Source organism: Rhodococcus sp. X156, assembly GCF_004006015.1.
Taxonomy (GTDB): Bacteria; Actinomycetota; Actinomycetes; order Mycobacteriales; family Mycobacteriaceae; genus X156.
The window spans coordinates 2,821,371-2,845,794 of the sequence record NZ_CP034766.1 but is presented as its reverse complement, the minus strand read 5'-3'; the positions used below and the strand labels follow the sequence as shown (position 1 = coordinate 2,845,794).

Sequence of the window (24,424 nt, the reverse complement as noted above, 5' to 3'; positions counted from 1 at the left end):
GCTCGCGGGGCAGGGCCGGTGAGTCGATCAGGTGCTGCTAGTCGTTCAGCTCGCAGAGCACGGTGCCCTGGGTGACCGCCGCGCCGGGCTCGACGGAGAGGCCGGAGATGGTGCCGTCCTTGTGGGCGGTGACCGGGTTCTCCATCTTCATCGCCTCGAGCACCGCGATGAGCTCGCCCGCGGTGACCTGCTGGCCCTCCTCCACGGCAACCTTGACGACGGTGCCCTGCATGGGCGCCACCACCGAGTTGCCCGATGCGGCAGCGCCACCACCGGAACGCTTGCGGGACTTGGGCTTCTTGGCCGCAGCCGCGCCACCGCCGCCACCGAGGGCGAGGTCGCCGGGCAGCGACACCTCCAGGCGGCGTCCGCCCACCTCGACCACCACGGTCTGGCGGGGGGTGGTGTCGTCGTCGGCGGGAACCGCGCCGCCGAAGGGCTCGACGGTGTTCTCCCACTCGGTCTCGATCCAGCGGGTGTGCACGTCGAAGCCCTCGTCGGTGCCGATGAAGGCGGGGTCGCGGACGACCAGCCGGTGGAAGGGCACCACGGTGGCCATGCCCTCGACGACGAGCTCGTCGAGCGCGCGGCGGGAGCGCTCCAGCGCCTGCTTGCGGTCGGCGCCGCTGACGATCAGCTTGCCGAGCATGGAGTCGAACTGGCCGCCGATGACGCTGCCGCTCTCCACGCCCACGTCGTTGCGCACGCCGGGACCGGCGGGGGGGACGAAGCGGGTGACGGTGCCGGGGGCGGGCAGGAAGCCGCGGCCCACGTCCTCACCGTTGAGGCGGAACTCGAAGGAGTGCCCGCGGGGCTCGGGGTCCTCGGTGATCTCCAGGGCCTTGCCCTCGGCGATGCGGAACTGGGCACGCACCAGGTCCATGCCGGTGGTCTCCTCGCTCACCGGGTGCTCCACCTGCAGGCGGGTGTTCACCTCGAGGAAGGAGATGAGCCCGTCCTGGCCCACCAGGTACTCCACCGTGCCGGCGCCGTAGTAGCTGGCCTCCTTGCAGATGGCCTTGGCGCTGGTGTGGATCTCCTTGCGCTGCTCGTCGGTGAGGAACGGCGCGGGGGCCTCCTCGACCAGCTTCTGGAAGCGGCGCTGCAGGGAGCAGTCGCGGGTGCCGACGACGATGACGTTGCCGTGCATGTCGGCCAGGACCTGCGCCTCCACGTGGCGGGGCTTGTCCAGGTAGCGCTCCACGAAGCACTCGCCGCGACCGAAGGCGCTGACGGCCTCGCGGGTGGCGGAGTCGAACAGCTCGGGGATCTCCTCGATGCTGCGGGCGACCTTCATGCCGCGGCCACCGCCACCGAAGGCGGCCTTGATGGCGACGGGCAGACCGTGCTCCTTGGCGAAGGCCACGACCTCGTCGGCGTTGGCCACCGGGTCGTTGGTGCCGGGGACCAGGGGCGCGCCCGCGCGGGTGGCGATGTGGCGGGCGGTCACCTTGTCGCCGAGGTCGCGGATGGACTGCGGGCTCGGGCCGATCCAGATGAGGTCGGCGTCGATGACCGCCTGGGCGAAGTCGGCGTTCTCGGAGAGGAAGCCGTAGCCGGGGTGGATCGCGTCCGCGCCGGACTTCTTCGCGGCGTCGAGGAGCTTCTCGATGTTGAGGTAGGAGTCGGCTCCGGTCTGGCCACCGAGCGCGAAGGCCTCGTCGGCCAGGCGCACGTGCGGGGCGTCCGCGTCCGGCTCGGCGTAGACGGCGACGCTGCTGATGCCCGAGTCGGCGCAGGCACGGATGACGCGGACCGCGATCTCGCCACGGTTGGCGACGAGCACCTTCGTGATCGCTGCGCTGTCCTGGGTGGGCGCTGAGCCTGGAGTCGGCACGAAGCCTCCTGTCGTCGCGGGCGATCGCCACGGCGGGGATCGCGGGAGTTTGCCTGTGGAGTCTAGGCAGCCGATGTCGCTGGCTGCTCACGAGGTGGTTGCCGCGCACGTCGTGTCGCGGTCGCCACGGCTCTGCAGGCGGGACTCATCGTCGCACCTGCCCCGGTCCACGCCGCGCGGGGCTCCCGCTCGGTGGTCACGCCGGACCAGCCGAGCTGGGCGGTGGCCACCGGTCAGCCGGGGCGCAGCCCCCACTCGTGGTGGGCGTCTCGGCCGGCTGGCTGCTCGCTCGTGCCGGCCGGCATGCGCGTCGGCTGCCGCGCTGACCAGCCCCTGCGTGCGGCTCAGCGCAGGGTGAGCACGACCTTGCCCAGCGCCTCGCGGCGCTCCAGCGCACCGATGGCGTCGGCAGCCTGCTCCAGCGGGAACACCGAGGGCTGCGGGGCGCTCAGCTCCCCGGAGGCCAGCCACGGCTGGATCTGCGCCCACTGCGACGACACGTACCCGGGGTGCGTCATGAACCACGCGCCCCAGCCGGCCCCCACCACGTCCACGTTGTTGAGCAGCAGCCGGTTCACCTTGACGGTGGGGATGTCACCGCCGGTGAAGCCGACCACCACCAGCCGACCGGCAGGGGCGAGGGCACGGATGCTGTCGGTGAAGCGGTCGCCGCCGACGGGGTCGAGGATGACGTCGACGCCGGTGCCGCCGGTGAGCTCCTTCACCTGGGCCAGCCAGCCCTCGGCCAGCACCACCTCGTCGGCGCCGGCCTCGCGGGCGGTGGCCACCTTGGCCTCGGTGCTCACCACCGCGATGGTGCGCGCGGCGCCGAGCAGCTTGGCCATCCGCAGCGTGGAGGTGCCGATGCCGCCGGCGGCGCCGTGCACCAGCACCGTCTCGCCGTCGGCCAGCCGACCGCGCTTGCCCAGCGCGAAGTGCACGGTGAGGTCGTTGAACAGCAGGCCGGCACCAGCAGCCATGGAGACGGCGTCGGGCAGCGGGAAGGTCATGTCCGGGGACAGGTTGGCCACCTCGGCCATGCCGTCACCCATGCCGGTCAGCCCCACCACCCGGTCGCCAGGGGTGAAGCCGCTGCCCTCCGGCGCCGACAGCACCACCCCGGCCACCTCGCTGCCCGGGGTGAACGGCGGCTCGGGCTTGTACTGGTAGAGCCCGCGGGTGAGCAGCGCGTCGGGAAAGGCGACCCCGGCGGCGTGCACCTGCACCCGCACCAGCGCGTCGTCCTGCTTCGGCTCGGCCACCTCGGCGACCTCGACTGCCTCGGGACCATCGAGGCTGGTGATCTGGACGGCGCGCATGCGGAACCTCTCTGGACGGACGGGAGAACCGGGCTGGACGAGCGACCAGCTGCTTGCTCAGGCTTGCTGGGCCTCGCGGACCTGACGCTTGATCCGGCTGAGCATCGCGGAGAGCCCACGCAGGCGCAACGGGCTGACCGCCTCGCCCAGGCCGAAGGCGAGGTAGAAGTCCTCCGGCACGGCGAGCACGGTCTGCCGGCTCTCCCCGTCCAGGCCCTGGTGCAGGATCGAGGCGAACCCGCGGGTGGTGGGCGACTCCGGCGGGGCGGAGAAGTACAGCCGCACGTGCTCGGCGTCGGCGGCGTCGACCTTGAGGAACAGCGGCGTCTGGCACTCCGGCACCGGCTCGAGCAGCTCCGGGTGCTCGGCCAGCTCGGCGGGCAGGGCGGGCAGTTCGTCGCTGAGCTCCAGCAGCAGCTGCAGCTTGTCCTGACCCTCGACGGCCTCGAAGTCCTCGATGATCTCGGTCAGCTTGGCGGGCAGGGTCACGAGGTCGGGACCTCCCCGCGCTCCGCGCCGCGCACGATCGGCACCCGGACCATGTTGCCCCACTCGGTCCAGGACCCGTCGTAGTTGCGGACCTTGTCGTAGCCCAGCAGGTGGGTGAGCACGAACCAGGTGTGGCTGGAGCGCTCACCGATGCGGCAGTAGGCGATCACGTCGTCACCGGGGGTGAGGCCGGCCTCGTCCTGGTACACCGCCTCCAGCTCGGTGCGGGACTTGAAGCGCCCGTCCTCCGCGGCGGCCTTCGCCCACGGGACGCTGGCGGCGGAGGGGATGTGTCCGCCCCGCAGGGCGCCCTCCTCCGGGTAGTCAGGCATGTGGGTGCGCTCGCCGGTGTACTCCGGCACCGAGCGCACGTCGATGAGGGGACCGCGGCCCAGGTGGGCGAGCACGTCGTCCTTGAAGGCGCGGATGGCCTCGTCGGAGCGCTGCACCACCGGGTACTCGGCGGGGGTGACGGTGGGCTTGTCCCGGGTGAGCTCGCGGCCCTCGGCCTGCCACAGCGTGCGGCCACCGTTCATCAGCCGCACGTCGGGGTGGCCGAAGAGGGTGAAGACCCAGAGGGCGTAGGCGGCCCACCAGTTGCTCTTGTCGCCGTAGATCACCACGGTGTCGTCGCGGCTGATGCCCTTGCTGGCCATCAGCCGGGCAAAGCCCTCGCCGTCGACGTAGTCCCGGGTGACCGGGTCGTTGAGGTCGGTGTGCCAGTCGATCTTGACCGAGCCGGGGATGTGGCCGCTCTCGTAGAGCAGCACGTCCTCGTCGGACTCGACGATCTTCAGGCCGGGCTCGCCCAGGTGCTCGGCCACCCAGCCGGTGGACACCAGGCGCTCGGGATGGGCGTAGTCGGCGAGCTCGGCGTTCTGTTCCGCAGCGACGGGCACAGCTACCTCCAAGGCAAACGTGTGTGTGCGCCAACGTGGCGCATGCAGTGCTGACGTTGCCACAGGTGGCCGACGGATTCCCGCGCGGCCCGGCGGTTGCTCGAGGAAACCCTTGGCGCGCTGCATATCCCCAGGTCAGAGGGCTAAGGACCTTGTCAACGCGCCAGCGCCACGTTACGTTGCTCACACCAACTTCACATCCAGGGGGCCGGCATGCGGGGAAACACACGACGGAGGCGGACAGCGGCGGTGTGCACCGCAGCTGCGGCGACCGCGATGGCGCTGGTGGCGGCACCCAGCGTCCACGCGCAGGAGACCGGTCCGCCACCCCCGTACTCGGTGGTCGTCGGCGGGTTGAGCAACCCCTACGACGTGCAGGGCGGCCCGCTGGGTCTGCTCTACGTCACCGAGGCTGGAGCCGGCCAGGTCACCGCCGTGCTGCCCCCGCTGCAGCTCCACGTCCCGCTGGTGCAGAACCTGGGCGGGATCGCCAGCGCCACCGTGCCGTGGGGCCAGCTGCCCTTCGTCACCGGTGCGCCGGAGCCGGGCACCGAGGCACCGCCGCTGCCCGCGGGCTCACCCGACCCGGCGTCGCTGTACCTGGCCAACCTGTTCGGACCGCCGCAGAAGGTCGCGGACCTCACCGCTTACGAGCGGGCCAACAACCCGGACGGCCAGCTGCAGGAGGGGCCGAACGGCGAGCTGCTCGACGCGTTGTCCAACCCGTTCCGCGTCCTCAAGCGCGGCTACTTCGAGGACGCCTACATCGCCGACGGCGGTGCCAACGACGTGCTGGCGGTCGACTTCCTCGGCAACGTGCGCACGCTGTTCGTCCCACCGACGGTGAACACCGGCGCGTGCGCGGGCCTGCCCAACAACTCGCCGGAGACACCGGGCTGCGACTCGGTGCCCACCGGGCTGGCCTTCGGTCCGGAGGGCAGCCTCTACGTCAGCGCCTTCACCGCCGGGGTGCCCGGGGAGGGCCGGGTGTACGTGATCAACCCGGCCACCGGTGAGCTGGAGAACACCATCACCGGGCTGGACGGGCCCACCGGCGTGGCCGTGGGTCCGGACGGGGCGGTGTACGTCACCGAGGTGACCTACGGAGCGCCGGAGGGGGAGCAGCCCCCGCCGGACGCCCCGCCGCCAGGGCGCATCGTGAAGATCGACCCGGACGGGGGCGGACGCTATGCCGCGGCGGTGCCCATGCCGCTGGGGATCACGTTCTCGGACGGGACCCTGTACGCCACCGCGATGTCGCTGGCGGGCCCGGGTGCCGGCCAGGTGGTGGCGGTGTCGCCCGACGGGTTTGAGCCGATCCCGGCGGACTGAGCCGGGCAGGGGCGAGCGGCCGCAGCGCCGCGGCGAGACGGCGGGTGCCGGGTCGAACGAGGACCCGACACCCGCCGATCCCTGTTCCCACACCATCCGGAGGCTCGGTCGGGCAGTGCTGAGTCGGGCAGGGTCAGGCTCCGGCGGGCGCCCAGAGGGTGTGCACCGCGACGCCCACCTCGGCGAGCAGTCCGCGCAGCAGGGGCAGCCCGATGCCGATGACGCTGGAGGGGTCGCCGTCGATGCCGTCCACGAACCAGCCCCCCAGCCCGTCCAGGGTGAACGAGCCGGCCACCCGCAGCGGCTCCCCGGTGGCCAGGTAGGCCTGCAGCTCCGCCTCGGACGGGTCGGCGAAGCGCACCACGGTGCGGCCCACCCCGGTGGCCTGGCTGGTCACCGCGCCCTCGCGCACCCGCAGCACGGAGTGGCCGGTGAGCAGCTCCCCGCTGCCGCCGGCCATCGCGCCCCACCGCTGGCGGGCCACCTCGGTGGTGCCCGGCTTGCCCACCAGGGTGCCGCCGATGTGCAGCATGGAGTCGCAGCCGACCACGACGGCGTCGTGCAGCAGGGGGTCTGCGCCCAGGGCGGCCACCACGTCGGCGGCCTTGGCCTGGGCCAGCGCCGTCACCACCGCCTCCGGTGGCGCCTCGCCCAGCTCCGCGACGAGGGCGTCCTCGTCCACCCCGGAGACCCGCACCACCGGCTGCACCCCGGCCGCGCGGAGCACGGCGAGGCGAGCCGGTGAGGCGGAGGCCAGCACCAGGGTGGTGGTCACGACTGCGTCAGCGCGCCCGGACCGGCGAGGTCCACGCGCTCGACGACGGCATCGCCGAGGAGCGCAGCAGCAGCGCCGGGTCGTTCCACAGCGAGCGGAGCTCGGGCTCGGGCTCCGGCGAGGAGCTGGCCGCCGCCACCACGAGCACCAGCGCGGCCAGCTCGGCGTCGGTCGGCTGGCCACGCAGCACCCGCAGCATCGGCTCAGCCTGCGGCTGCTCAGGAGCCGGGGTGGCCTCCTGCGCGTCGGTACCTTCGCTCACGGCGTCCGCGCTCACAGGGGGATGTTCCCGTGCTTCTTGGGCGGCAGCGTCTCCCGCTTGCTCTCCAGGATCTTGAGCGCACGAGCCACCTGGCCACGGGTGTGCGAGGGCTGGATGACCGCGTCGACGTAGCCGCGCTCGGCGCCGATGTAGGGGTTGACGAGGGTGTCCTCGTACTCCTGCTGCAGCTGCTGGTGCAGGGCGTCCACGTCCTCGCCGGCCGCCTTGGCCGCCGCCAGCTTGCGACGGTGCACGATGCCCACCGCGCCGGAGGCACCCATCACGGCGATCTGGCCGGTGGGCCAGGACAGGTTCACGTCGGCACCGAGGTGCTTGGAGCCCATCACGTCGTACGCGCCGCCGTAGGCCTTGCGGGTGATGACGGTGACCTTGGGGACGGTGGCCTCGGCGTAGGCGTAGATCAGCTTGGCGCCGCGCCGGATGATGCCCATGTACTCCTGCTCGGTGCCGGGCAGGAAGCCGGGCACGTCCACCAGGGTCAGCACCGGGACGTTGAAGGCGTCGCAGGTGCGCACGAAGCGAGCGGCCTTCTCGCTGGCGTCGATGTCCAGGCAGCCGGCGAACTGGGTGGGCTGGTTGGCGACGATGCCGACGCTGCGGCCCTCCACCCGGGCGTAACCGACCAGGATGTTCGGCGCCCACAGCGACTGGACCTCGAGGAACTCGCCGTCGTCGACGATGCGGGAGATGACCTCGTGCATGTCGTAGGGCTGGTTCGCGGAGTCCGGGATCAGCGTGTCCAGCTCGAGGTCGGCCTCGGTGACGTTGTCCGCGATGGAGCCCTCGGTCAGCGGCGGCGCCGGGAAGCGGGGGCCTCGGAGAGGTTGTTGCTCGGCAGGTAGCTGAGCAGCTCCTTGACGTAGTCCAGCGCGTCCTGCTCGTCGCTGCCCATGTAGTGGGCGACACCGGACTTGCTGTTGTGCGTGCGCGCGCCACCCAGCTCCTCCATGGTGACGTCCTCGCCGGTGACGGTCTTGATGACGTCCGGGCCGGTGATGAACATCTGGCTGGTCTGGTCGACCATCACGATGAAGTCGGTGAGCGCGGGGGAGTAGACGTGACCACCGGCGCAGGGGCCCATGATCAGGGAGATCTGCGGGATGACGCCGGAGGCGTGCACGTTGCGCAGGAAGATCTCGCCGTAGAGGCCGAGGGAGACCACGCCCTCCTGGATGCGGGCGCCGGCGCCCTCGTTGATGCCGACCAGCGGGCGCCCGGTCTTGATGGCCAGGTCCATGACCTTGACGATCTTCTCGCCGTAGACCTCACCGAGGCTGCCGCCGAAGACGGTGGCGTCCTGGCTGAACAGGCACACCTCGCGGCCGTCGATGGTGCCGTAGCCGGTGACGACGCCGTCGCCGAGGGGGCGGTTCTTCTCCAACCCGAAGTTGGTGGAGCGGTGCCGCGCCAGCGCGTCCAGCTCCACGAACGAGCCGGGGTCGAGCAGGGCCTCGATGCGCTCGCGGGCGGTCATCTTGCCCATGTCGTGCGCCTTCTCGGCGGCCTTGGCCGACCCGGCATGGATGGCGGCTTCCTCGCGCTGGTGGAAATCGGCGAGCTTGCCTGCGGTGGTGTGGATGTCTGGGGCAGAAGAGACCGCTTCCGCCTGCTCCGTCGCACTGGTCATGTTGCGGACTCTATCGGGCGCGCTCGCGTCGGTGTCAGCATGGCGGCACGTGGGACCATCGAGGCATGTGGACAGACCTGGACAGGCCCCCGCTGGACGCCGCGGCGCTGCGCTCGGCACTGGTGGAACCGGCCGGTGGGTGGGCGGCCCTGGACGTGGTGACCAGCACCGGGTCCACCAACGCCGACCTGCTCGACGCCGCTCGGGCCGGGGCCGCGGACCGGACGGTGCTCATCGCCGAGGAGCAGGTTTCCGGCCGGGGCCGACACGCCCGTCAGTGGACCAGCCCGCCGCGCGCCGGGGTGAACCTGTCGGTGCTGCTGCGCACTCGCGGTGTGCCGCTGGACCAGCTGGGCTGGCTGCCGCTGCTGACCGGGGTGGCGGTGGCCGAGGCGGTGCAGCAGATCGCCGAGGTGCCGGTGACGCTGAAGTGGCCCAACGACGTGCTGGTGCACGGCCGCAAGCTGGGCGGCATCCTCGCCGAGCTGGCCGCCACCGGGCCGGACCCCGTGGTGGTGGTGGGGCTGGGCCTCAACGTCAGCCTGCGGGCCGAGGAGCTGCCCGTGCCCACCGCGACCTCGCTGGCGCTGGAGCAGTCCGCCTGCACCGATCGCGACCCGGTGGTGCGCGCGGTGCTGCGCGAGCTGGCCCGGCAGGAGCGCGCCTGGCGCGGCAAGGCCGGCGACCCGGTGCTGTCCGGGCTGGCGCAGGCCTACCGGGCGCGCTGCTCCACGCTGGGCCAGGAGGTGCTGGTGCACCTGCCGCACGGCGAGGAGCTCGCCGGAGAGGCGGTGGACGTGGACGCCACCGGCCGCCTGGTGGTGCGCGACGCCACCGGGCGCACCCACGCCCTGTCCGCCGGAGACGTGACGCACGTGCGATCCGCGCAGCGGTAGCGTTCCCCGCGCCCGTCGTCGACCTGGGAGGTCTCGTGGCATACCCCGAGGACGCCCTCGCGCCGGAGGAGCAGGTGGTGCTGCACCGGCACCCGCACTGGAAGATGCTGGTCGGCCCCGTGCTGGCGCTGCTGGGCACCGTGGGGCTGGCGTGCTTCCTGGCGGCCGCGCTGCGCAACCAGAGCTGGGCGCACGCCGGCTGGGTGGTGCTGGCTGTGCTGGCCGCCGCAGCGGTGGGGCGGCTGACGCTGCTGCCGTTCCTGCGCTGGGCCACCACCCACTTCGTGCTCACCGATCGTCGGATCCTGGTGCGCCAGGGGCTGCTGCACCGCTCGGGCCTGGACATCCCGATCACCCGCATCAACAGCGTCCGCTTCCGGCACAGCCTCACCGACCGGCTGCTGCGCACCGGCACGCTGATCGTGGAGTCGGCGTCGCAGGAGCCGCTGGAGTTCGACGACATCCCGCAGGTGGCGCGGGTGCACACGCTGCTCTACCACGAGGTGCTGGACAGCGACCGGGGCCCGGCGGAGCGCGACCCCGACCGCGAGGCGTGGCCGGACCCGGCAAAGAGCGAGCGTTGAGCGCACCAAGCTCGGGCAGGCATAGGCTGGCTTCTTGTGACGAAGGTGTTGCTCGCGGAGGACGACGAGGCCATCGCGGTGCCGCTCGCCAGGGCCCTGCAGCGGGAGGGCTACGCGGTGGAGGTGGTGGCCGACGGGCCGGACACGCTGAAGCAGGCCACCACTGGTGACTTCGACCTGCTGGTGCTCGACCTGGGGCTGCCCGGCATGGACGGGCTGGAGGTGTGCCGCCGGTTGCGGACCGTGCGTCCGGACGTCGCGGTGCTCATGTTGACCGCGCGCACCGACGAGGTGGACTTCGTGGTGGGCCTGGACGCCGGGGCCGACGACTACGTGGGCAAGCCCTTCCGGGTGGCCGAGCTGATGGCCCGGGTGCGGGCGCTGCTGCGCCGCCGCGGCAGCGGGGGTGACGAGGTGCTCGACATCGCCGGCATCCGGCTGGACCACGCCGCGCGGCGGGTGTACGTGGACGGGCTCGAGGTGAGCCTGGCCAACAAGGAGTATGAGCTGCTCAAGCTGCTGCTGGAGCACGCCGGCCAGGTGGTCACCCGCGAGCAGATCCTCACCGAGGTGTGGGGCGACCCGTCGCTGCGCGGCTCCAAGACCCTGGACATGCACATGTCGTGGCTGCGCCGCAAGATCGGCGGGCACAGCAGCGGTGCCAGCGTCAGCGTGGACAACGGCGACCTCGACCGACGCATCTCCACCGTCCGCGGCGTCGGGTTCCGCCTCAACCTCATCTGATCCGGTGGCTGCCTGATGCGCCGTCGCATCCTGATGTCCACCCTGCTGGTGGTGGCACTGACCGCGCTGCTGCTGGGGGTGCCGCTGATGTTCACCACCTGGCGGCTGGTGGACGACGTCACCACCGGTGACCTGGCTGCGCGGCTGGACCGGGTGGCTGCCGACCTCACCGCTCAGGAGGGCGACAACAACCGCATCGACGGCGTGCTGGACACCGACCGGCTGGGCCTGGCCCTGCCCGCGGGCGGACGGCTGCAGGTCACCTACCCCGACGGCAACGGCGCCATGCAGAGCGTGGTGATCGGGGCGCCGGAGGTGGCCAACCCGGTGGTGCAGGTGCTCGACCTGGGGCGCACCGGGTCGCTGGAGCTGCAGGTGCCCAGCGACGGGCTGCGCACCACCCAGCTGCAGGCGATGGCGGTGGTGCTGGTGGTCATCCTGGTGGCCACCGGCGGCGGGGCGCTGATCTCCACCATCACCGCCCGGCGGCTGGCTGGTCCGCTGATGGACGTCGCCCACCGAGCGGCCCGGCTGGGCTCGGGGGACTTCCGCGCCGACCCCACCCGCTACGACATCGCCGAGCTCGACCGCGTCTCCGACGTGCTGGACTCCTCCGCCGCGGAGCTCGCCGCCCTGGTGCGCCGCGAGCGCGAGCTGGTCGGCGACGTGTCCCACCAGCTGCGCAGCCGGCTCACGGCGGTGCGGCTGCGCCTGGACGAGCTGGCCGACCACGCCGACCCGGTGGTGGTGGAGGAGGCCGCGGCCGCGCTGGCCCAGGTGGACCGCCTGACCAACGCCATCAACGACATGGTGACCGCCTCGCGGGCGGTGCGGACCTCCGCCGCCGGCGCCACCGACGCCGCCCGGGTGCTGCACGAGCTGGTGGCGGAGTGGGAGCCGCTCTACACCGACGCCGGCCGGGTGCTGCGGGTGGACGTGCCGGAGAGCGCCACCGCCCGGGTGAACCAGGCGCGGCTGCGCGAGACCGTCGGCGTGCTGCTGGACAACGCGCTGGCCCACGGCGCGGGCGAGGTGCGGCTCACCATGCGGCTGGTGCCCGGGCGCCTGGGTCCCGGCAGCGACTCGTTCATGGAGCCCACCGCGCTCATCGAGGTGGCCGACGAGGGGCCGGGCGTGCCCGACGAGCTGGTCCGGCACGTCTTCGAGCGAGGGTTCAGCGGGGCGGACTCCACCGGCGTGGGGCTGGCGCTGGCCCGGTCGCTGGCCGAGACCGACGGGGGACGGCTGGAGCTGCGAAGGGCACGACCACCGGTGTTCGCGCTGTTCCTCACCGTGCCCCACCCCGACGGCGAGCCCGGCCCGGAGCCGACGCTCAGCCAGCGGCCCGCCACCGTGGCGCGCGAGCCCCGCTAGGCAGCGCCCAGCACGCGCGAACGATCAGCGAGCGCGAACGATCAGCGAGCTCGGACGGTCAGCTGGCCTCGCGCTCAGCCAGGTCGTCGCCGGGAGGTTCCACCGCCGCCAGGTCCTCCTCCAGCTCGAGGAAGACGAACTTGCGGAAGGCCCACCAGCGGAACACCATCGCCAGCAGCGTGCCGATGATCTGCGCGCTGATGAAGTCGGCGATGTTCTCCTCGAGCGGGGTCACGTTGGGCACCCGCAGCTCGAAGACGTAGCTGGAGATCCACAGCGGCGCGGCGTTGATGCCCATGCCGACCGCACTGATCGCGAAGAACAGCGCCGCCTCGTGGTGGGTCTCGCGGCCACCGCGCGCCTTGAACGACCACTCGCGGTTGAGCACGTACGACAGGATCGTGGCCACCAGCACCGCGAAGATCTTGGCGGTCACCGGCTTCTCCGCCAGCACCGTGGTCTTGAGCAGGTAGAAGACGGCGGTGTCCACGATGAACGTCGTGCCGCCGACCATGGCGAACTTGACTAGCTCACGGTGGGCGAGCGCCAGCTTTTGTAGCGGTGCTGGCATGCGGGCCACAGCCGCGTCGACGAAGGACACGACCCGCACTCTACGAGGCGACCTCGGGCTCCGACGCCTTGACCGGGCCGCCGCGTAGCCCGAGCACGGCTGCGCGGTGCGGGACGTCACGCGAGCGCGTGGCACGATCTGTGCCTGTGACCGATGACGTGCAGCCCCGTCCCGTGGACCTCGCCACACCGGTGGCGCAAGCCCCGCGACCGGCCCCGGCCCGCGCCGGCGACTCGCCGGTGGTGGCCATGATCGGCGGCGGTCAGCTGGCCCGGATGACGGCCCAGGCCGCGGTCGCGCTGGGCCAGACCCTGCGGGTGCTCTCCGCCGGCCCGCAGGACCCCGCCGCGCAGGTCAGCCCGGACGTGGTGCTCGGTGCGCACACCGACCTGGCCGCGCTGCGGCTGGTGGCCGCCGGTGCCACGGCGGTCACCTTCGACCACGAGCACGTTCCCCAAGAGCACCTGCACACCCTGGTGGCCGAGGGAGTGGCCGTGCTGCCCCCGCCGGAGGCGCTGCTGCACGCCCAGGACAAGCTGGTGATGCGCACGCGCCTGGCCGAGCTGGGTGCGCCGGTGCCGCCCTTCGCCGAGGTGCACCGCCCCGAGGACGTCATCGCCTTCGGCGACACCCACGGCTGGCCGTGCGTGCTCAAGGCCATCCGCGGCGGCTACGACGGCCGCGGGGTGTGGATGCTGGACGACGCCGAGCAGGCCCGCGCCGTGGTGGCCGAGCAGCTGGCGGCGGGCACCCCGCTGCTGGTGGAGCAGCGGGTGCCCTTCGTCCGGGAGCTGGCCGCCGTGGTGGCGCGCTCGCCGTTCGGGCAGGGCGCGGCCTGGCCGGTGGTGCAGACGGTGCAGCGCGACGGCATCTGCGCGCTGGTGCTGGCCCCGGCTCCGCAGCTCTCCGACGCCCTGGCCGAGCAGGCCGAGCAGCTGGCCCTGGGCCTGGCCGCGCAGCTGGGCGTGGTGGGGGTGCTGGCCGTGGAGCTGTTCGAGACCGCCGACGGCGAGCTGCTGGTGAACGAGCTGGCGATGCGCCCGCACAACTCGGGGCACTGGAGCATCGAGGGGGCGCGCACCTCGCAGTTCGAGCAGCACCTGCGGGCGGTGCTGGACTACCCGCTGGGCTCCACCGCCATGACCGCGCCGGTGGTGGTGATGGCCAACGTGCTCGGGGCCGCGGAGGCGCCGGCGATGAGCATGGACGAGCGCACCCACCACCTGTTCGCCCGCCTGCCGCACGCCAAGCTGCACCTCTACGGCAAGGCCGAGCGGCCGGGCCGCAAGGTGGGCCACGTGACCGTGCTCGGGGACGACCTGGAGCAGGTGCAGCGCGAGGCGGAGCTGGCGGCACGCTGGATGTCGCACGCGGAGTGGACCGACGGATGGGACGTGCACGGTGAGTGATCCGCAGGTGGGCCTGATCATGGGCAGCGACTCCGACTGGCCGGTGATGCAGGCGGCTGCCGAGGCGCTGGCCGAGTTCGAGGTGCCCTTCGAGGTGGGCGTGGTCTCCGCTCACCGCACCCCGCAGCGCATGCTCGACTACGCCACCAGCGCGGCCGGTCGGGGACTGCGGGTGATCATCGCCGGAGCCGGCGGGGCGGCGCACCTGCCCGGGATGGTGGCCTCGGCCACGCCGCTGCCGGTGATCGGCGTGCCGGTGCCGCTGAAGCACCTCGACGGCATGGACTCGCTGCTGTCCATCGTGCAGATGCCGGCCGGGGTGCCGGTGGCGACGGTGTCGGTGGGCGGGGCGCGCAACGCCGGCCTGCTCGCGGTGCGGGTGCTCGGGGCGAGCGATCCCGCGCTGCGCCAGCGGATGGCGGACTTCCAAGTGGCGCTGGAGAAGTCGGTGCACGCCAAGGACGCAGCGCTGCGCGAGAGCCTGCTGGGCTGAGGCGCCTGCTGCGGTGTGTGGCGGGCGACTACGATCGGGGTTACTAATCGTTAACCAGGAGGAACCCTGTGGCCAGCCAGTTCGGCAACCCCGACTTCGACATGTACCGCCTCGGTGACGAGCACGAGGCCCTGCGCGAGGCAGTGCGCTCGCTCGCCGAGAAGGAGATCGCGCCCTACGCCGCGGACGTCGACGAGCACGAGCGCTACCCCGAGGAGGCCCGCAAGGCCCTCGTGGCCGCCGGCTTCAACGCCGTGCACGTGCCGGAGCGCTTCGGCGGCGAGGGCGCCGACTCGGTCGCGGCCTGCATCGTCATCGAGGAGGTCGCGCGGGTCTGTGGCTCGTCGTCGCTGATCCCGGCGGTGAACAAGCTGGGCACCATGGGGCTGATCCTGTCCGGCAGCGAGGAGCTGCAGCAGCAGGTGCTGCCGTCCATCGCCTCCGGGGCGGCCATGGCCTCCTACGCGCTGAGCGAGCGCGAGGCCGGCTCCGACGCCGCCTCCATGCGCACCCGCGCCAAGGCCGACGGCGACGACTGGATCATCAACGGCACCAAGGCGTGGTGCACCAACGCGGGCGTGTCCCAGTGGTACACCGTGATGGCCGTGACCGACCCCGAGAAGGGTGCCAACGGCATCTCCGCGTTCATGGTCAACGCCGACGACGAGGGCATCTCGGTGGGTGCCAAGGAGCGCAAGCTCGGCATCAAGGGCAGCCCCACGCGCGAGGTCTACTTCGAGCAGTGCCGCGTGCCCGGCGACCGGATGATCGGCGCGCCCGGCACCGGCTTCAAGACCACCCTGAAGACGCTGGACCACACCCGGCCCACCATCGGTGCGCAGGCCGTCGGCATCGCCCAGGGCGCACTCGACGCGGCGATCGCCTACACCAAGGACCGCAAGCAGTTCGGTCAGTCGATCAGCCGGTTCCAGGGCGTGGAGTTCATGCTCGCGGACATGGCCATGAAGATCGAGGCCGCCCGGCACATGGTGTACACCGCCGCGGCGCGCGCAGAGCGGATGGAGCCCAACCTCGGCTTCATCTCCTCGGCCGCCAAGTGCTTCGCCACCGACGTCGCCATGGAGGTGACCACCGACGCCGTGCAGCTCTTCGGTGGCGCCGGCTACACCCGTGACTTCCCGGTGGAGCGGATGATGCGCGACGCCAAGATCACCCAGATCTACGAGGGCACCAACCAGATCCAGCGCATGGTTATGGCCCGCTCGCTGCTCAAGTAGGAGCCCCCGCTCACGCAGGGCCCTCGCCTGCGGGTGCAGGCACCAGCGCCGCGCGGTGCGACCGGCAGACACCGGTCGCACCGCGCGGCGCTGTCGTGGGGTCAGGCGCCCGCGCTGTCAGGTCCCCACGTGGCGGAGTGGGCACCGCGGCACCAGCGCCGAGCAGGTCAACATCGCTGCGGCCACGCCCAGGAGGGCGACCAGTCCCGGGAGCCGGACGCCCTCGGGCGCCTCCTGGACGAGCACGAACGCGCCCATGGCCAGCACGAACCAGCCGAAGGCCCTCCGCAGGGCGTCGGCCGGGATGCGGTCGACCAGCCGGGCGCCCAGCAGGCTCCCGACCACGGCGGCGGCGGTGATGGCCCCCACCAGGGACCAGTCGATCGACACCGTGGCCAGGTAGCCAGTCAGGCCGGCGAAGGACTTCATGGCGATGACCAGCAGCGAGGTGCCCACGGCCACCCCCATCGGGAGCCCGGCGAGCAGCGCTAGCGCCGGGACCACCAGGAAGCCGCCGCCCGCGCCGACCAGTCCGGTGACCAGGCCGACGGCCGCGCCGTCGAGCAGGACCCTGCCCACCGGCAGCTGGGCGTGCGCCGTTGCGGCGTCAGACTCCTTGCGGCCGCGGAGCATGGCGACCGCGGTGGCCACCATCATCGCGGCGAACCCGATCATCAGCAGCTGTGCGGGCAGGTGCCCGCCGAGGAGTCCGCCGACCAGCGCGCCGGCCATGCCGGCGGCACCGAAGAGCAGGCCGGTGCGCCACCGGACGCGCCCGCCGCGGGCGTGGCCGACGACGCTGACCGCGGAGGTCACCCCGACCACCACGAGCGAGGCGGCGATCGCCTCCTTGGCGTCCATGCCGGCCACGTAGACCAGCAGGGGCACCATCAGGATCGACCCGCCGCCGCCGAGCAGCCCCAGGGCAAGCCCGACGACGACGGCGAGGGTGACGGTGAGCGCGATCAGCACCGGGTCACCGCCGCTGGCTCAGCTGGTCCAGGGCTGAGCCGGTGGTGCGGGCGCCGCGGGTGTTCCACGGCATCCGCGCCAGGGCCATGCCCATCGCGCAGGTGTTGGAGACGGCGGCGAAGACCAAGCCACCGCCGACGAACCCGGACAGCCACTTCGCCCGCGGCACGACGGTGCTGCCGAGGATCCCGGTGAGCACGAGCGCCCCGGCGGCCAGGCGCACCTGCCGCTCCAGCTCCCAGCTCTGCCGACCGCGGTTCACCGCGCCGCCGGCCTGCTCCCAGCTCACCATGCCGCCGGTGAGCACGGTGGGCGAGCTGAGCCCGCCCGCCTGCAGCGCCTGCAGCGCCTGTCCGGCCCGCGCGCCGGAACGGCAGACCAGGACGACCTCGTCGTGGTGGGCGAGCACCGAGCAGAGCTCGTCCAGGGAGGCCTTCAGCTCGTCCAGGGGGACGTTGAGCGCACCGGGGACGTGGCCCGCCTCGAACTCCGCCGGGGTGCGCACGTCGATCAGCGTGGGGTCCGGGCTGGAGCTGTCGCCGAGGCGCTCGGCGAGGGTGGGGGCGTCGACGTCGGGAGTGCTCATGCGGGGGTCTCCTGGTTGTTCTCGGTGGGGTGGACGAGGGGGCAGCCGGCGAGGCCGGCGTTGTCGAAGGAGTCGTCGACCGCGACGACCTCCACGCCCCGGGCGTCGAGCAGGCTGGCCACGACCGCGGCGCGGTAGCCCCCGGCGCAGTGCACCCAGACCGGGCCGACAGGCACCTCGTCGAGGCGGTGCAGCACCTCGTGGATCGGGACGTGCGTGGACCCGGCGATGTGGGCCTGCGCTCGCTCCTGGTCGCGGCGCACGTCGAGGATCGCCGTCCGGGGGTTGCCGGCCAGCTCGGCGGCCAGGTCGGCGAAGGTGGCCGTGGCGTGGCTGCGCAGCGGCTGGCCGCCGGCCCAGTCCTCGGGGCGGCCGGTGGCCATGGCGGCCGGCCGGTCGATACCGATGCGGACCAGCTCGCGCTGGGCCTCGGCGACGTCCTCGGCCGCCTCGCCGAGCAGCGTCACCGGGGTGCCCCAGGGAATCAGCCAGCCGAGGTAGGTGGCGAGCTGGCCGTCGAGGCCGAGGCTGAGGGTGCCGGCCACGTGCCCGGCGGCGAACGCGGTGCGGGTGCGCAGGTCCACGACCCACTCGCCGTCGTGGATGCGCCGGCGCAGCTCGGTGGGGTCGGCCTCGGTGGGCAGCGAGAGGTCGACCTCGCCGGGGCCGGCGGCGTTGGCTGGGCCCATGTGCGCGTAGTAGGCCGGGTAGGCGTCCAGGCCGGCCAGCAGCTCCGCCACGTAGCGGGCCTCGTCGTTGGTCAGGGCCGGGTTGGCGAGCTTCTCCTGGCCGATGGTGCTGGCGGTCCCGGCGGACTGGGTGGCCGAGCAGAAGCTGCCGAAGCCGTGCGTCGGGTAGATCGCGGTGGGGTCGGGCAGCTCGGCGGCCAGCCGGCGTGCCGAGTGCCACTGGGCGTGGGCGAGGGTGTCGGTGTGGTCGGGGCCGAGCAGGTCGGGGCGGCCGGTGGAGCCGAGGAGCAGCGAGCCACCGGTGAACACTGCGACCGGCTCGTCGCCCTCGGACAGGGCGAAGGACAGGTGGGTGTGGGTGTGCCCCGGGGTGAGCAGGACCGTCACCCGCATCCGGTCACCGACCTCCACGACGTCGCCGTCGGAGACACCGGTGCGCTCGAAGGAGACCGGGTCGTCGGCGTTGAGCAGGTACTGCGCGCCGACCTCGCGGGCCAGCTGGTAGCCGCCGGTGACGTAGTCGTTGTGGATGTGCGACTCGAAGACGTGCGTGATGCGCACCCCGGCGGCCGCCGCCAGCCCGACGACGCGGTCGACGTCACGCTGGGGGTCGACCACCAGGGCGACCTCGCCGTCGTGGGCCAGGTAGGTGCGGTCACCCAGGCCGGGGGTGTCCAGGGGAAGGACGGTGATCGTCATGGGTTCCTCTCGTGCTGTGGTGTCGCCTGGTCAGGCAGCGGTCTGGACCGGGCACCCGGCCTCGATCCACGCCGCGGTGCCGCCGGCCACGCTGGTGGCGTCGGTGCCGACCGCGTGCTCCGGTCGATCTCGGGCCTCACGGCAGCTCCTGAAACGGCGTTCCTATACCTAGGGGGGTATATGGTCTCCACTGTAGCACGGCAGATGGCTTACCCCAGGGGGTATCGCGTTCCGGTGGGTGGAAGCGCCGTCCTGCCGGCGTGGTCGCCGTCCGCAGAATGACGCGGGACACAGCTTGGGAAGGGACGCACCATGACGAGCCCCGAGACCGCCATCACCAACCTGCTCCACCGCTACGCCGAGCTCATGGACGCCGGCCGGTTGGACGCCGCCGCCGCGCTGTTCCGGCACGCCCAGGTGCGCAGCGGGGGAGACCGAGTTCTCGACGAGGCCGGTTTGCTGGCGCAGTGGCGCGCCATGGTGAGGCTGTATCCCGACGGCACGCCGCGGACCAAGCACGTCATCACCAACCCCATCGTGGAGATCGACGAGACGGCCGGCCGCGCCACCTGCCGGTCGTACTACACGGTCCTGCAGGCCACCCCCACGCTGCCGCTGCAGGTGGTGGCGGCCGGGCGGTACCACGACGAGCTGGAGCGGGTGGACGGGACGTGGCGCTTCGCCGCCCGCGACTACACGATGCTCGACCTGGTGGGCGACGTGTCCGGACACCTGGCCTTTCCGGTGCCTGGTGCGGCCACGGCGTTCCCCGGTGCCGACCACGCCGACGTCACCGCCGTGGTCAACCGCTACGCCTACGCCCTGGATGACCGCGACTGGGACCGGCTCGACCAGGTGTTCACCGAGCACGCCGTCGCCCGCTACGGCCACCCCAGCCGCCCGGTGATCGAGGGACGGGTGGCCCTGGTGGACTCGATCAAGGCGATGCTCGGTGGGTGCGGGCACTCGCAGCACCTGCTGGCCACGCACGTCGTCACCGTCGACGGCGACACTGCGGAGTCCACCTGCAAGGCGCGGGTGTACCACCACGGCGCCGGTGAGCGGGCCGCGCTGGCGCCCTACGAGTGCTTCGGCGTGTACCGCCACCAGCTGCGCCGAACGGCGGCGGGGTGGCGGATCACCGACCTGCTCTTCCACGTGCAGCACACCGTCGGCGACATCAACGTCCTGCAGCCCGCCCAGGCCTGAGCAGCCTGCGCCGCTCGACCCTGACCGGCCTGCGCCGCTCGACTACGTCGTCTCGCGCACCGGCACGTCGCTGAGCAGGACGCATCCGAGTGCCACCGCCTCCGGGCCACGCCAGCCGGGGCGGGTAGCTGACCGGCCGGCGTCGCGGTGCGGAAGCCGAAAAGTATGGTCAGGCACTGATGCCCGATGGTGCCCGTCGGGCGCCTCCCTCGACTCGGATCGGATTGTCGTGCACCCGAACGCCGTTCATGCGGACTCCGCACCCGGGAGCGCCTCGGGGCGCGCTGCTGGGAGCCTGTACCGCCTCGTCTCCACCCGCGCCGACGCCGGCGGCACCGAGGTCTTCGCCTCCAGCGAGCACGTCGCCAGCCCGTGGGGGCCGGACCTGCAGCACGCCGGACCCGTCGCCGGGCTGCTGGTGCGGGCGATGGAGCGCACCCACCCGCGGGAGGGCGCGCGCATCGGCCGGGTCACCGTCGACCTGCTGGGCGCCGTGCCGATGAGCGAGCTGCACGTGCGCGCCTGGGTGGAGCGCCCCGGCCGACGCATCGAGCTGCTGGCGGCGGAGATCACCGCCGCCGACCGCACCGGCACGCTGCGGCCGGTGGCCCGCGCGCACGGGTGGCGGCTGCAGACCGGCGACACCGCCGACGTGCAGCACCTCGCCGACCCGCCGCTGCCGGTGGTCAGCGCCGGGGCCCAGGACCTCGGACACCTGCCGTTCCCGGATGCCTGGCAGCACGGGTTCGTCGATGCGCTGGAGTGGCAGGTGCCGCCCGCCGCCGACCAGCTCGGCACGACCACCGGAGCGTGGATGCGGCTGCGGATGCCGCTGGTGGAGGGCGAGGAGCCAACCGACCTGGAGCGCGTGAGCACCATCGTGGACGTGGCCAACGGGCTGGGAGCGCGCCTGGACGCCGCCGACTGGATGTTCCTCAACACCGAGCTGACCATCCACCTGTTCCAGCCGCCCGCGGGCGAGTGGGTGGGGTTGACGGCGGAGACGTCGGTGGGCAGCGACGGCGTGGCCATGAGCTCGGGGGTCATCCACTCCGCTGCCGGGCCGATCGGCCGCGTCACCCAGAACGTGCTGGTGGAGCGCCGCCCGCAGTAGCGCCTCCGTTCGGGGCGCGGTGTGGTGTGATCTGGTTCACCAGAGGCAGAGGAGCCAGACGTGGGAGCAGCAGGTGCAGACCAGGGCACGGCCACCGAGAGCACGGTGGACGTCGGCGGGCTGAGCATGCACGTGGTGCAGCAGGGCAGCGGGCCGGCGGTGGTGCTCTGCCACGGCTTCCCCGGGCTCTCCTACAGCTGGCGCCACCAGCTGCCCGCGCTCGCCGCGGCTGGCTACCGGGCCATCGCGGTGGACATGCGCGGCTACGGCCGCACCGACGCCCCCACCGACCCGCGGGCCTACGACCGGGCCAGCACCGTCGCCGACATGGTGGGGCTGCTCGACGCGCTGGGCCTGGACGACGCGGTGTTCGTGGGCCACGACTTCGGCGCCGCGCTGGTGTGGGACCTGCCGCAGTGGGCGCCGGGCCGGGTGCGCGCCCTCGTCCAGCTCAGCGTGCCGCGCACGCCGCCGATGCCCGTGCTGCCCAGCGCCGCCTTCGCCCACCAGGCGCAGCGGCACTTCCTGCACCTGCACTACTTCCAGCAGCCCGGTGTCGCCGACGCCGAGCTCGGTGCCGATCCCCGTGGCTTCCTCAGCCGGGTGTTCTGGGCGCTCAGCGGCGGCTACCGCTACCTGGACATCTTCGCCCACCCCAGCGCGGGCAACGGCTACCTGGACGTGCTGCCCGAGGCGCCGCCGCTGCCCTGGCCGTGGCTGAGCGAGGCCGAGCTCGACCACTACGTGCAGGAGTTCACCCGCACCGGCTTCACCGGCGGCCTCAGCTGGTACCGCGCCCACGACCACATCTGGCGGGAGAAGCAGCAGCGCCCCGACGAACCGGTCACCGTGCCGGTCTGCTTCATCACCGGTGACCGCGACCCGGTGCAGACGATGACCGGGGCCAGGTCGATGGAGCAGATGCGGGCCTCGGTGCCGGGGCTGGCCGCCGAGCACGTCATCGCCGGCGCCGGGCACTTCGTGCAGATGGAGGCGGCCGAGCAGGTCAACCGCATCATGGTGGACTTCCTCGCCACCCTGGACTGATCGGCTAGACGGCCGGCCACTGCGGCGCAGCGCCGGCGACGCGCGGGTCCCCCGCACGGGAGACCGGTGGGGGGCGGTCGGTCAGGCCGGCCACGCTGCGCTGGTTGCCCGCCTCCGCAAGAGCGGCCGCCGCCACCTCCGCCACCTCGTGCGCGGCCTGCCGGGAACGGGCGTCGAAGGCGGCCGCGGCGCGGGAGTAGATGTTGACCGAACCCACCGTCGCCCCGTGCCCGGGCACCGCGGTGGAGAGCACGCTGCGCACACCAGCCTCGGCGGCTCCGCGGGCGAACGCGGGCCAGCGCACCTCGGCCGTCACGTCCTCCACCAGCTGGGTGACACCGCCGGTGCCGGCCAGCAGGCACGGGCCGGCGCCAGCGGCGTACTGCAGCGCATCCATCCGCCCGGCGAGCGGATCGGTGGAGGCCACCGTGAACGGGTCACCCTCGCCCACCAGCGTGACCGACACCTCCTCTGCGCCGGCGACGGTGTCCTTGGCCAGCAGCGCGACCAGGGACAGGATTTCCTCGCGGGCGACGTCGCCAGCCACCCGCGAACCGGTCTCGGCCATCGGCGGCGATGCCGGTGCGGCGTTGGGCTGAGCTGGCGTGGGCTCCGCGGGAGTGGATGGATCAGGTGTGGCACTCATGGGGCGCTCCTGTGACGCGAGTGCCGCGGGGCCCGCGGCACGACACGGTGAGTACCGAGGCCGGGTGCCGGGGCGGACAGCTCTCGTCGGCACGTCGACGGCCGGTCCCGGTCCTGGACCCCGGCGGCGCCTCGTACGAATCAGCGCAAGCGCGCCGTGTGCATTCGTGCTGCTGACCATAGTCCAGCCGGTCTGGTCCGGCTCGACGCCGAGGGGCGGCCCGGGTGGGCGCCACCAATCTGTGTGGCACGAATCACTGTACGCCGAACCCGGTGGTCAGCGGGCTGCGGACACGGTCGGGCGTGGACCGGGCGGGCGCTCGAGTGGCGCGGCCGTGGGCGGACGTCTGAAACTCTGGCCTGGGTGGAGACCGCCGCTCGCCGATGTCTGGTGCCAGCGCAGCGAGGAACGCCCGTGAACTACATTGCGCAGCTTGGTGACGAGCTGCAGATCGAGGCCGAGAACCTGCGACAGCTGTTGCAGGAGCGGCCTAGCGTGGACATGGCCGTCGGGATGCTCATGTCCCTGTTCGGCTACGACAGGGACCAAGCACTTGCAGCGCTGCGAGACGTCTCGCAGCGCCACCAGGTGCGCCAGAGCCGGTTGGCCGTCGCACTGGTGCGCATGGTCTGCAACCCGAACCCGTTGAGCCCCGATCACCCACACGACGAGGCGGCCATGGTGGTGCGGCTGAACTGGGGCGAGGCGCTGAACCTGCCGGCCCGCCCGCTGTGGAGGCTGACCCTTGGCGTGGGATGACTAGCCGGTGGGGTGGGCCTGGGCGACGAGGGCGGCGGCGACGTCACGCAGCTTGCGGTTGGCGTCCTGGGAGACCTGCACCAGGATCTGGAACGCCTCGTCCTCGGTGCAGCGGCGCTCGCCCATGATGATGCCCTTGGCCTGCTCGATCACCGCCCGAGACTCCATCGCCTGGTCCATCTGCTGGGCCAGCTCGGCGGTGGTGGCGTAGAGGTGGGCGTTGGTGATGGCCACCGCGGCGTAGCCGGCGAAGTGCTTGGCGACCTCCATGGCGAAGTCGTCGATGACGTCGGTGCGGGTGACGTAGATGTTGAGACCCCCGACGGTCTCCCCGCGCAGCGGCAGCGGCACCGACACCGAGCTCAGCACGCCGGCTTGCACCGCCCTGGGCGTGTAGTCGGGCCAGCGGGTCTCGGCCCGCATGTCTGCCACCAGGACGGTGCGTCCGCTGGTGGCGGCGACCAGGCACGGTCCGTGGCCGGTGCTGTACTGCCGCTCGTCGAGGCGGAGGGCGACCTCGCCGGTGGAGGCGAAGGTGGCCGCCCGCGTGCCCTTGAGCACCGTCACCGAGACCTCGTGGGCGCCGGGGATGCACTCCTTGGCCAGGGTGGCGACCTGCGCGACGACGTCCGCCAGCGGGGTCTCGTCCAGCACGATGCGACCAAGGGCGTGCACGGACTCCGTCAGCTCCGCGCGCGGGTCTCGGGTGTCGACGCGGGCGGCGGTGGCGGAGGAACCGTTGGTGATGGCCATGAAGGGTCTCCTCTGTCGGCCCGGGCAGGGCAGGTCACCACTTTACGTCGGTGGCTGGACCCGGTCCGCGCGTCGTGGCG

The 24,424-nt window shown here is 72.6% G+C and carries 24 protein-coding genes and 2 pseudogenes; 13 read left to right on the top strand and 13 right to left on the bottom strand.

What is annotated here, in order from left to right; all coding sequences use genetic code 11:
• Nucleotides 1–37: 37 nt before the first annotated feature.
• From ELX43_RS13480 to ELX43_RS13465, 4 genes are all read right to left on the bottom strand, one after another.
• Nucleotides 38–1,837 carry an acetyl/propionyl/methylcrotonyl-CoA carboxylase subunit alpha gene (locus ELX43_RS13480; protein WP_127783868.1) on the bottom strand — a complete coding sequence of 600 codons (1,800 nt, stop codon included), beginning with the start codon at nt 1,835–1,837 and terminating at the stop codon, nt 38–40.
• A 344-nt stretch (nt 1,838–2,181) separates the two neighbouring features.
• Entirely contained in the window at nt 2,182–3,156 is a 975-nt protein-coding gene (locus ELX43_RS13475; protein WP_127783867.1) for an NADPH:quinone oxidoreductase family protein, read from the bottom strand.
• Between the two features lie 57 nt (nt 3,157–3,213).
• Nucleotides 3,214–3,645 (bottom strand): SufE family protein, encoded by a 432-nt coding sequence (locus ELX43_RS13470; RefSeq protein ID WP_127783866.1) that lies wholly within the window; start codon nt 3,643–3,645, stop codon nt 3,214–3,216.
• Nucleotides 3,642–4,544, bottom strand: a complete 903-nt coding sequence (locus ELX43_RS13465; RefSeq protein WP_206518020.1) for a sulfurtransferase — start codon at nt 4,542–4,544, stop codon at nt 3,642–3,644. The genes ELX43_RS13470 and ELX43_RS13465 overlap by 4 nt, the downstream gene beginning before the upstream one ends.
• Before the next feature lie 249 nt (nt 4,545–4,793).
• On the opposite strand from ELX43_RS13465, the gene ELX43_RS13460 reads away from it, so the two are divergent.
• Nucleotides 4,794–5,876 (top strand): ScyD/ScyE family protein, encoded by a 1,083-nt coding sequence (locus ELX43_RS13460; RefSeq protein WP_164860665.1) that lies wholly within the window; start codon nt 4,794–4,796, stop codon nt 5,874–5,876.
• A gap of 133 nt (nt 5,877–6,009) precedes the next feature.
• Here the strand turns inward: ELX43_RS13460 and ELX43_RS13455 are convergent, their stop codons facing one another.
• The 3 genes and pseudogenes from ELX43_RS13455 to ELX43_RS13445 all read right to left on the bottom strand — a co-directional run bounded on the left by ELX43_RS13455 (nt 6,010) and on the right by ELX43_RS13445 (nt 8,561).
• Nucleotides 6,010–6,651, bottom strand: a complete 642-nt coding sequence (locus ELX43_RS13455) for a Maf family protein (RefSeq protein WP_241248955.1) — start codon at nt 6,649–6,651, stop codon at nt 6,010–6,012.
• 7 nt (nt 6,652–6,658) lie between these two features.
• Nucleotides 6,659–6,928: an acyl-CoA carboxylase epsilon subunit gene (locus tag ELX43_RS13450; RefSeq protein WP_241248954.1), complete on the bottom strand. Its 270-nt coding sequence runs from the start codon at nt 6,926–6,928 to the stop codon at nt 6,659–6,661.
• Nucleotides 6,925–8,561 (bottom strand): annotated as a pseudogene (locus ELX43_RS13445) (acyl-CoA carboxylase subunit beta). The gene ELX43_RS13450 and the pseudogene ELX43_RS13445 overlap by 4 nt, the downstream one beginning before the upstream one ends.
• A gap of 65 nt (nt 8,562–8,626) precedes the next feature.
• On the opposite strand from ELX43_RS13445, the gene ELX43_RS13440 reads away from it, so the two are divergent.
• The 4 genes from ELX43_RS13440 to ELX43_RS13425 are packed head-to-tail and all read left to right on the top strand — an operon-like array spanning nt 8,627 to nt 12,159.
• A complete protein-coding gene (locus tag ELX43_RS13440; protein WP_127783863.1) occupies nt 8,627–9,457 on the top strand; it encodes a biotin--[acetyl-CoA-carboxylase] ligase in 831 nt (276 codons plus the stop codon).
• Between the two features lie 35 nt (nt 9,458–9,492).
• A complete protein-coding gene (locus ELX43_RS13435) occupies nt 9,493–10,041 on the top strand; it encodes a PH domain-containing protein (protein WP_127783862.1) in 549 nt (182 codons plus the stop codon).
• A gap of 36 nt (nt 10,042–10,077) precedes the next feature.
• Nucleotides 10,078–10,785: a response regulator transcription factor gene (locus tag ELX43_RS13430; protein ID WP_127783861.1), complete on the top strand. Its 708-nt coding sequence runs from the start codon at nt 10,078–10,080 to the stop codon at nt 10,783–10,785.
• 15 nt (nt 10,786–10,800) lie between these two features.
• Nucleotides 10,801–12,159, top strand: coding sequence for a HAMP domain-containing sensor histidine kinase (locus ELX43_RS13425; protein ID WP_127783860.1), 1,359 nt, complete (start codon nt 10,801–10,803; stop codon nt 12,157–12,159).
• 58 nt (nt 12,160–12,217) lie between these two features.
• On the opposite strand, the gene ELX43_RS13420 is transcribed toward ELX43_RS13425, so the two are convergent.
• Nucleotides 12,218–12,760, bottom strand: coding sequence for a GtrA family protein (locus ELX43_RS13420; protein ID WP_127783859.1), 543 nt, complete (start codon nt 12,758–12,760; stop codon nt 12,218–12,220).
• 161 nt (nt 12,761–12,921) lie between these two features.
• Here ELX43_RS13420 and ELX43_RS13415 point away from each other — a divergent pair, with 161 nt between their 5' ends.
• The 3 genes from ELX43_RS13415 (at nt 12,922) to ELX43_RS13405 (ending at nt 15,870) form a co-directional block, all read left to right on the top strand.
• Entirely contained in the window at nt 12,922–14,139 is a 1,218-nt protein-coding gene (locus ELX43_RS13415) for a 5-(carboxyamino)imidazole ribonucleotide synthase (protein WP_277601732.1), read from the top strand.
• Nucleotides 14,132–14,632, top strand: coding sequence for a 5-(carboxyamino)imidazole ribonucleotide mutase (purE, locus tag ELX43_RS13410; protein WP_277601698.1), 501 nt, complete (start codon nt 14,132–14,134; stop codon nt 14,630–14,632). Before ELX43_RS13415 ends, purE begins: the two co-directional genes overlap by 8 nt.
• 68 nt (nt 14,633–14,700) lie before the next feature.
• Nucleotides 14,701–15,870 carry an acyl-CoA dehydrogenase family protein gene (locus ELX43_RS13405; protein ID WP_164860664.1) on the top strand — a complete coding sequence of 390 codons (1,170 nt, stop codon included), beginning with the start codon at nt 14,701–14,703 and terminating at the stop codon, nt 15,868–15,870.
• Between the two features lie 117 nt (nt 15,871–15,987).
• On the opposite strand, the gene ELX43_RS13400 is transcribed toward ELX43_RS13405, so the two are convergent.
• Genes ELX43_RS13400 through ELX43_RS13390 form a run of 3 tightly spaced genes read right to left on the bottom strand, consistent with a single transcriptional unit; the run spans nt 15,988 to nt 18,816 of the window.
• Nucleotides 15,988–16,839, bottom strand: coding sequence for a sulfite exporter TauE/SafE family protein (locus tag ELX43_RS13400; RefSeq protein ID WP_206518264.1), 852 nt, complete (start codon nt 16,837–16,839; stop codon nt 15,988–15,990).
• 7 nt (nt 16,840–16,846) lie between these two features.
• Entirely contained in the window at nt 16,847–17,428 is a 582-nt protein-coding gene (locus ELX43_RS13395) for a rhodanese-like domain-containing protein (RefSeq protein ID WP_127783857.1), read from the bottom strand.
• A complete protein-coding gene (locus ELX43_RS13390; protein ID WP_127783856.1) occupies nt 17,425–18,816 on the bottom strand; it encodes an MBL fold metallo-hydrolase in 1,392 nt (463 codons plus the stop codon). The genes ELX43_RS13395 and ELX43_RS13390 overlap by 4 nt, the downstream gene beginning before the upstream one ends.
• A gap of 312 nt (nt 18,817–19,128) precedes the next feature.
• Here ELX43_RS13390 and ELX43_RS18060 point away from each other — a divergent pair.
• From ELX43_RS18060 to ELX43_RS13375, 4 genes and pseudogenes are all read left to right on the top strand, one after another.
• Nucleotides 19,129–19,557: pseudogene (locus tag ELX43_RS18060) on the top strand (nuclear transport factor 2 family protein); the annotation flags it as partial.
• Nucleotides 19,537–20,025 carry a nuclear transport factor 2 family protein gene (locus ELX43_RS13385; protein ID WP_241249926.1) on the top strand — a complete coding sequence of 163 codons (489 nt, stop codon included), beginning with the start codon at nt 19,537–19,539 and terminating at the stop codon, nt 20,023–20,025. The pseudogene ELX43_RS18060 and the gene ELX43_RS13385, both read left to right, overlap by 21 nt.
• Nucleotides 20,026–20,254: 229 nt before the next feature.
• Nucleotides 20,255–21,139 (top strand): thioesterase family protein, encoded by an 885-nt coding sequence (locus ELX43_RS13380; protein ID WP_164860663.1) that lies wholly within the window; start codon nt 20,255–20,257, stop codon nt 21,137–21,139.
• A gap of 126 nt (nt 21,140–21,265) precedes the next feature.
• The gene (locus ELX43_RS13375) at nt 21,266–22,186 is read left to right on the top strand and encodes an alpha/beta hydrolase (RefSeq protein WP_127784903.1); all 921 of its coding nucleotides are present in this window, start codon (nt 21,266–21,268) and stop codon (nt 22,184–22,186) included.
• A gap of 4 nt (nt 22,187–22,190) precedes the next feature.
• Here the strand turns inward: ELX43_RS13375 and ELX43_RS13370 are convergent, their stop codons facing one another.
• Nucleotides 22,191–22,754, bottom strand: coding sequence for a GAF domain-containing protein (locus tag ELX43_RS13370; protein WP_127783854.1), 564 nt, complete (start codon nt 22,752–22,754; stop codon nt 22,191–22,193).
• A 492-nt stretch (nt 22,755–23,246) separates the two neighbouring features.
• On the opposite strand from ELX43_RS13370, the gene ELX43_RS13365 reads away from it, so the two are divergent.
• On the top strand, nt 23,247–23,591 hold the full coding sequence (locus ELX43_RS13365) for an ANTAR domain-containing protein (protein WP_127783853.1): 345 nt from the start codon (nt 23,247–23,249) through the stop codon (nt 23,589–23,591).
• Here ELX43_RS13365 and ELX43_RS13360 read toward each other — a convergent pair whose 3' ends face one another.
• A complete protein-coding gene (locus ELX43_RS13360; protein WP_127783852.1) occupies nt 23,592–24,344 on the bottom strand; it encodes a GAF and ANTAR domain-containing protein in 753 nt (250 codons plus the stop codon).
• Nucleotides 24,345–24,424 lie beyond the last annotated feature (80 nt).

What these genes read in the sequence shown, in the direction of transcription:
- ELX43_RS13360 (WP_127783852.1), bottom strand. Translation starts at nt 24,344, where the DNA reads ATGGCCATCACCAACGGTTCCTCCGCCACCGCCGCCCGCGTCGACACC.
- ELX43_RS13395 (WP_127783857.1), bottom strand. Translation starts at nt 17,428, where the DNA reads ATGAGCACTCCCGACGTCGACGCCCCCACCCTCGCCGAGCGCCTCGGC.
- ELX43_RS13440 (WP_127783863.1), top strand. Translation starts at nt 8,627, where the DNA reads ATGTGGACAGACCTGGACAGGCCCCCGCTGGACGCCGCGGCGCTGCGC.
- ELX43_RS13425 (WP_127783860.1), top strand. Translation starts at nt 10,801, where the DNA reads ATGCGCCGTCGCATCCTGATGTCCACCCTGCTGGTGGTGGCACTGACC.
- ELX43_RS13390 (WP_127783856.1), bottom strand. Translation starts at nt 18,816, where the DNA reads ATGACGATCACCGTCCTTCCCCTGGACACCCCCGGCCTGGGTGACCGC.
- ELX43_RS13370 (WP_127783854.1), bottom strand. Translation starts at nt 22,754, where the DNA reads ATGGCCGAGACCGGTTCGCGGGTGGCTGGCGACGTCGCCCGCGAGGAA.
- ELX43_RS13375 (WP_127784903.1), top strand. Translation starts at nt 21,266, where the DNA reads ATGCACGTGGTGCAGCAGGGCAGCGGGCCGGCGGTGGTGCTCTGCCAC.
- ELX43_RS13475 (WP_127783867.1), bottom strand. Translation starts at nt 3,156, where the DNA reads ATGCGCGCCGTCCAGATCACCAGCCTCGATGGTCCCGAGGCAGTCGAG.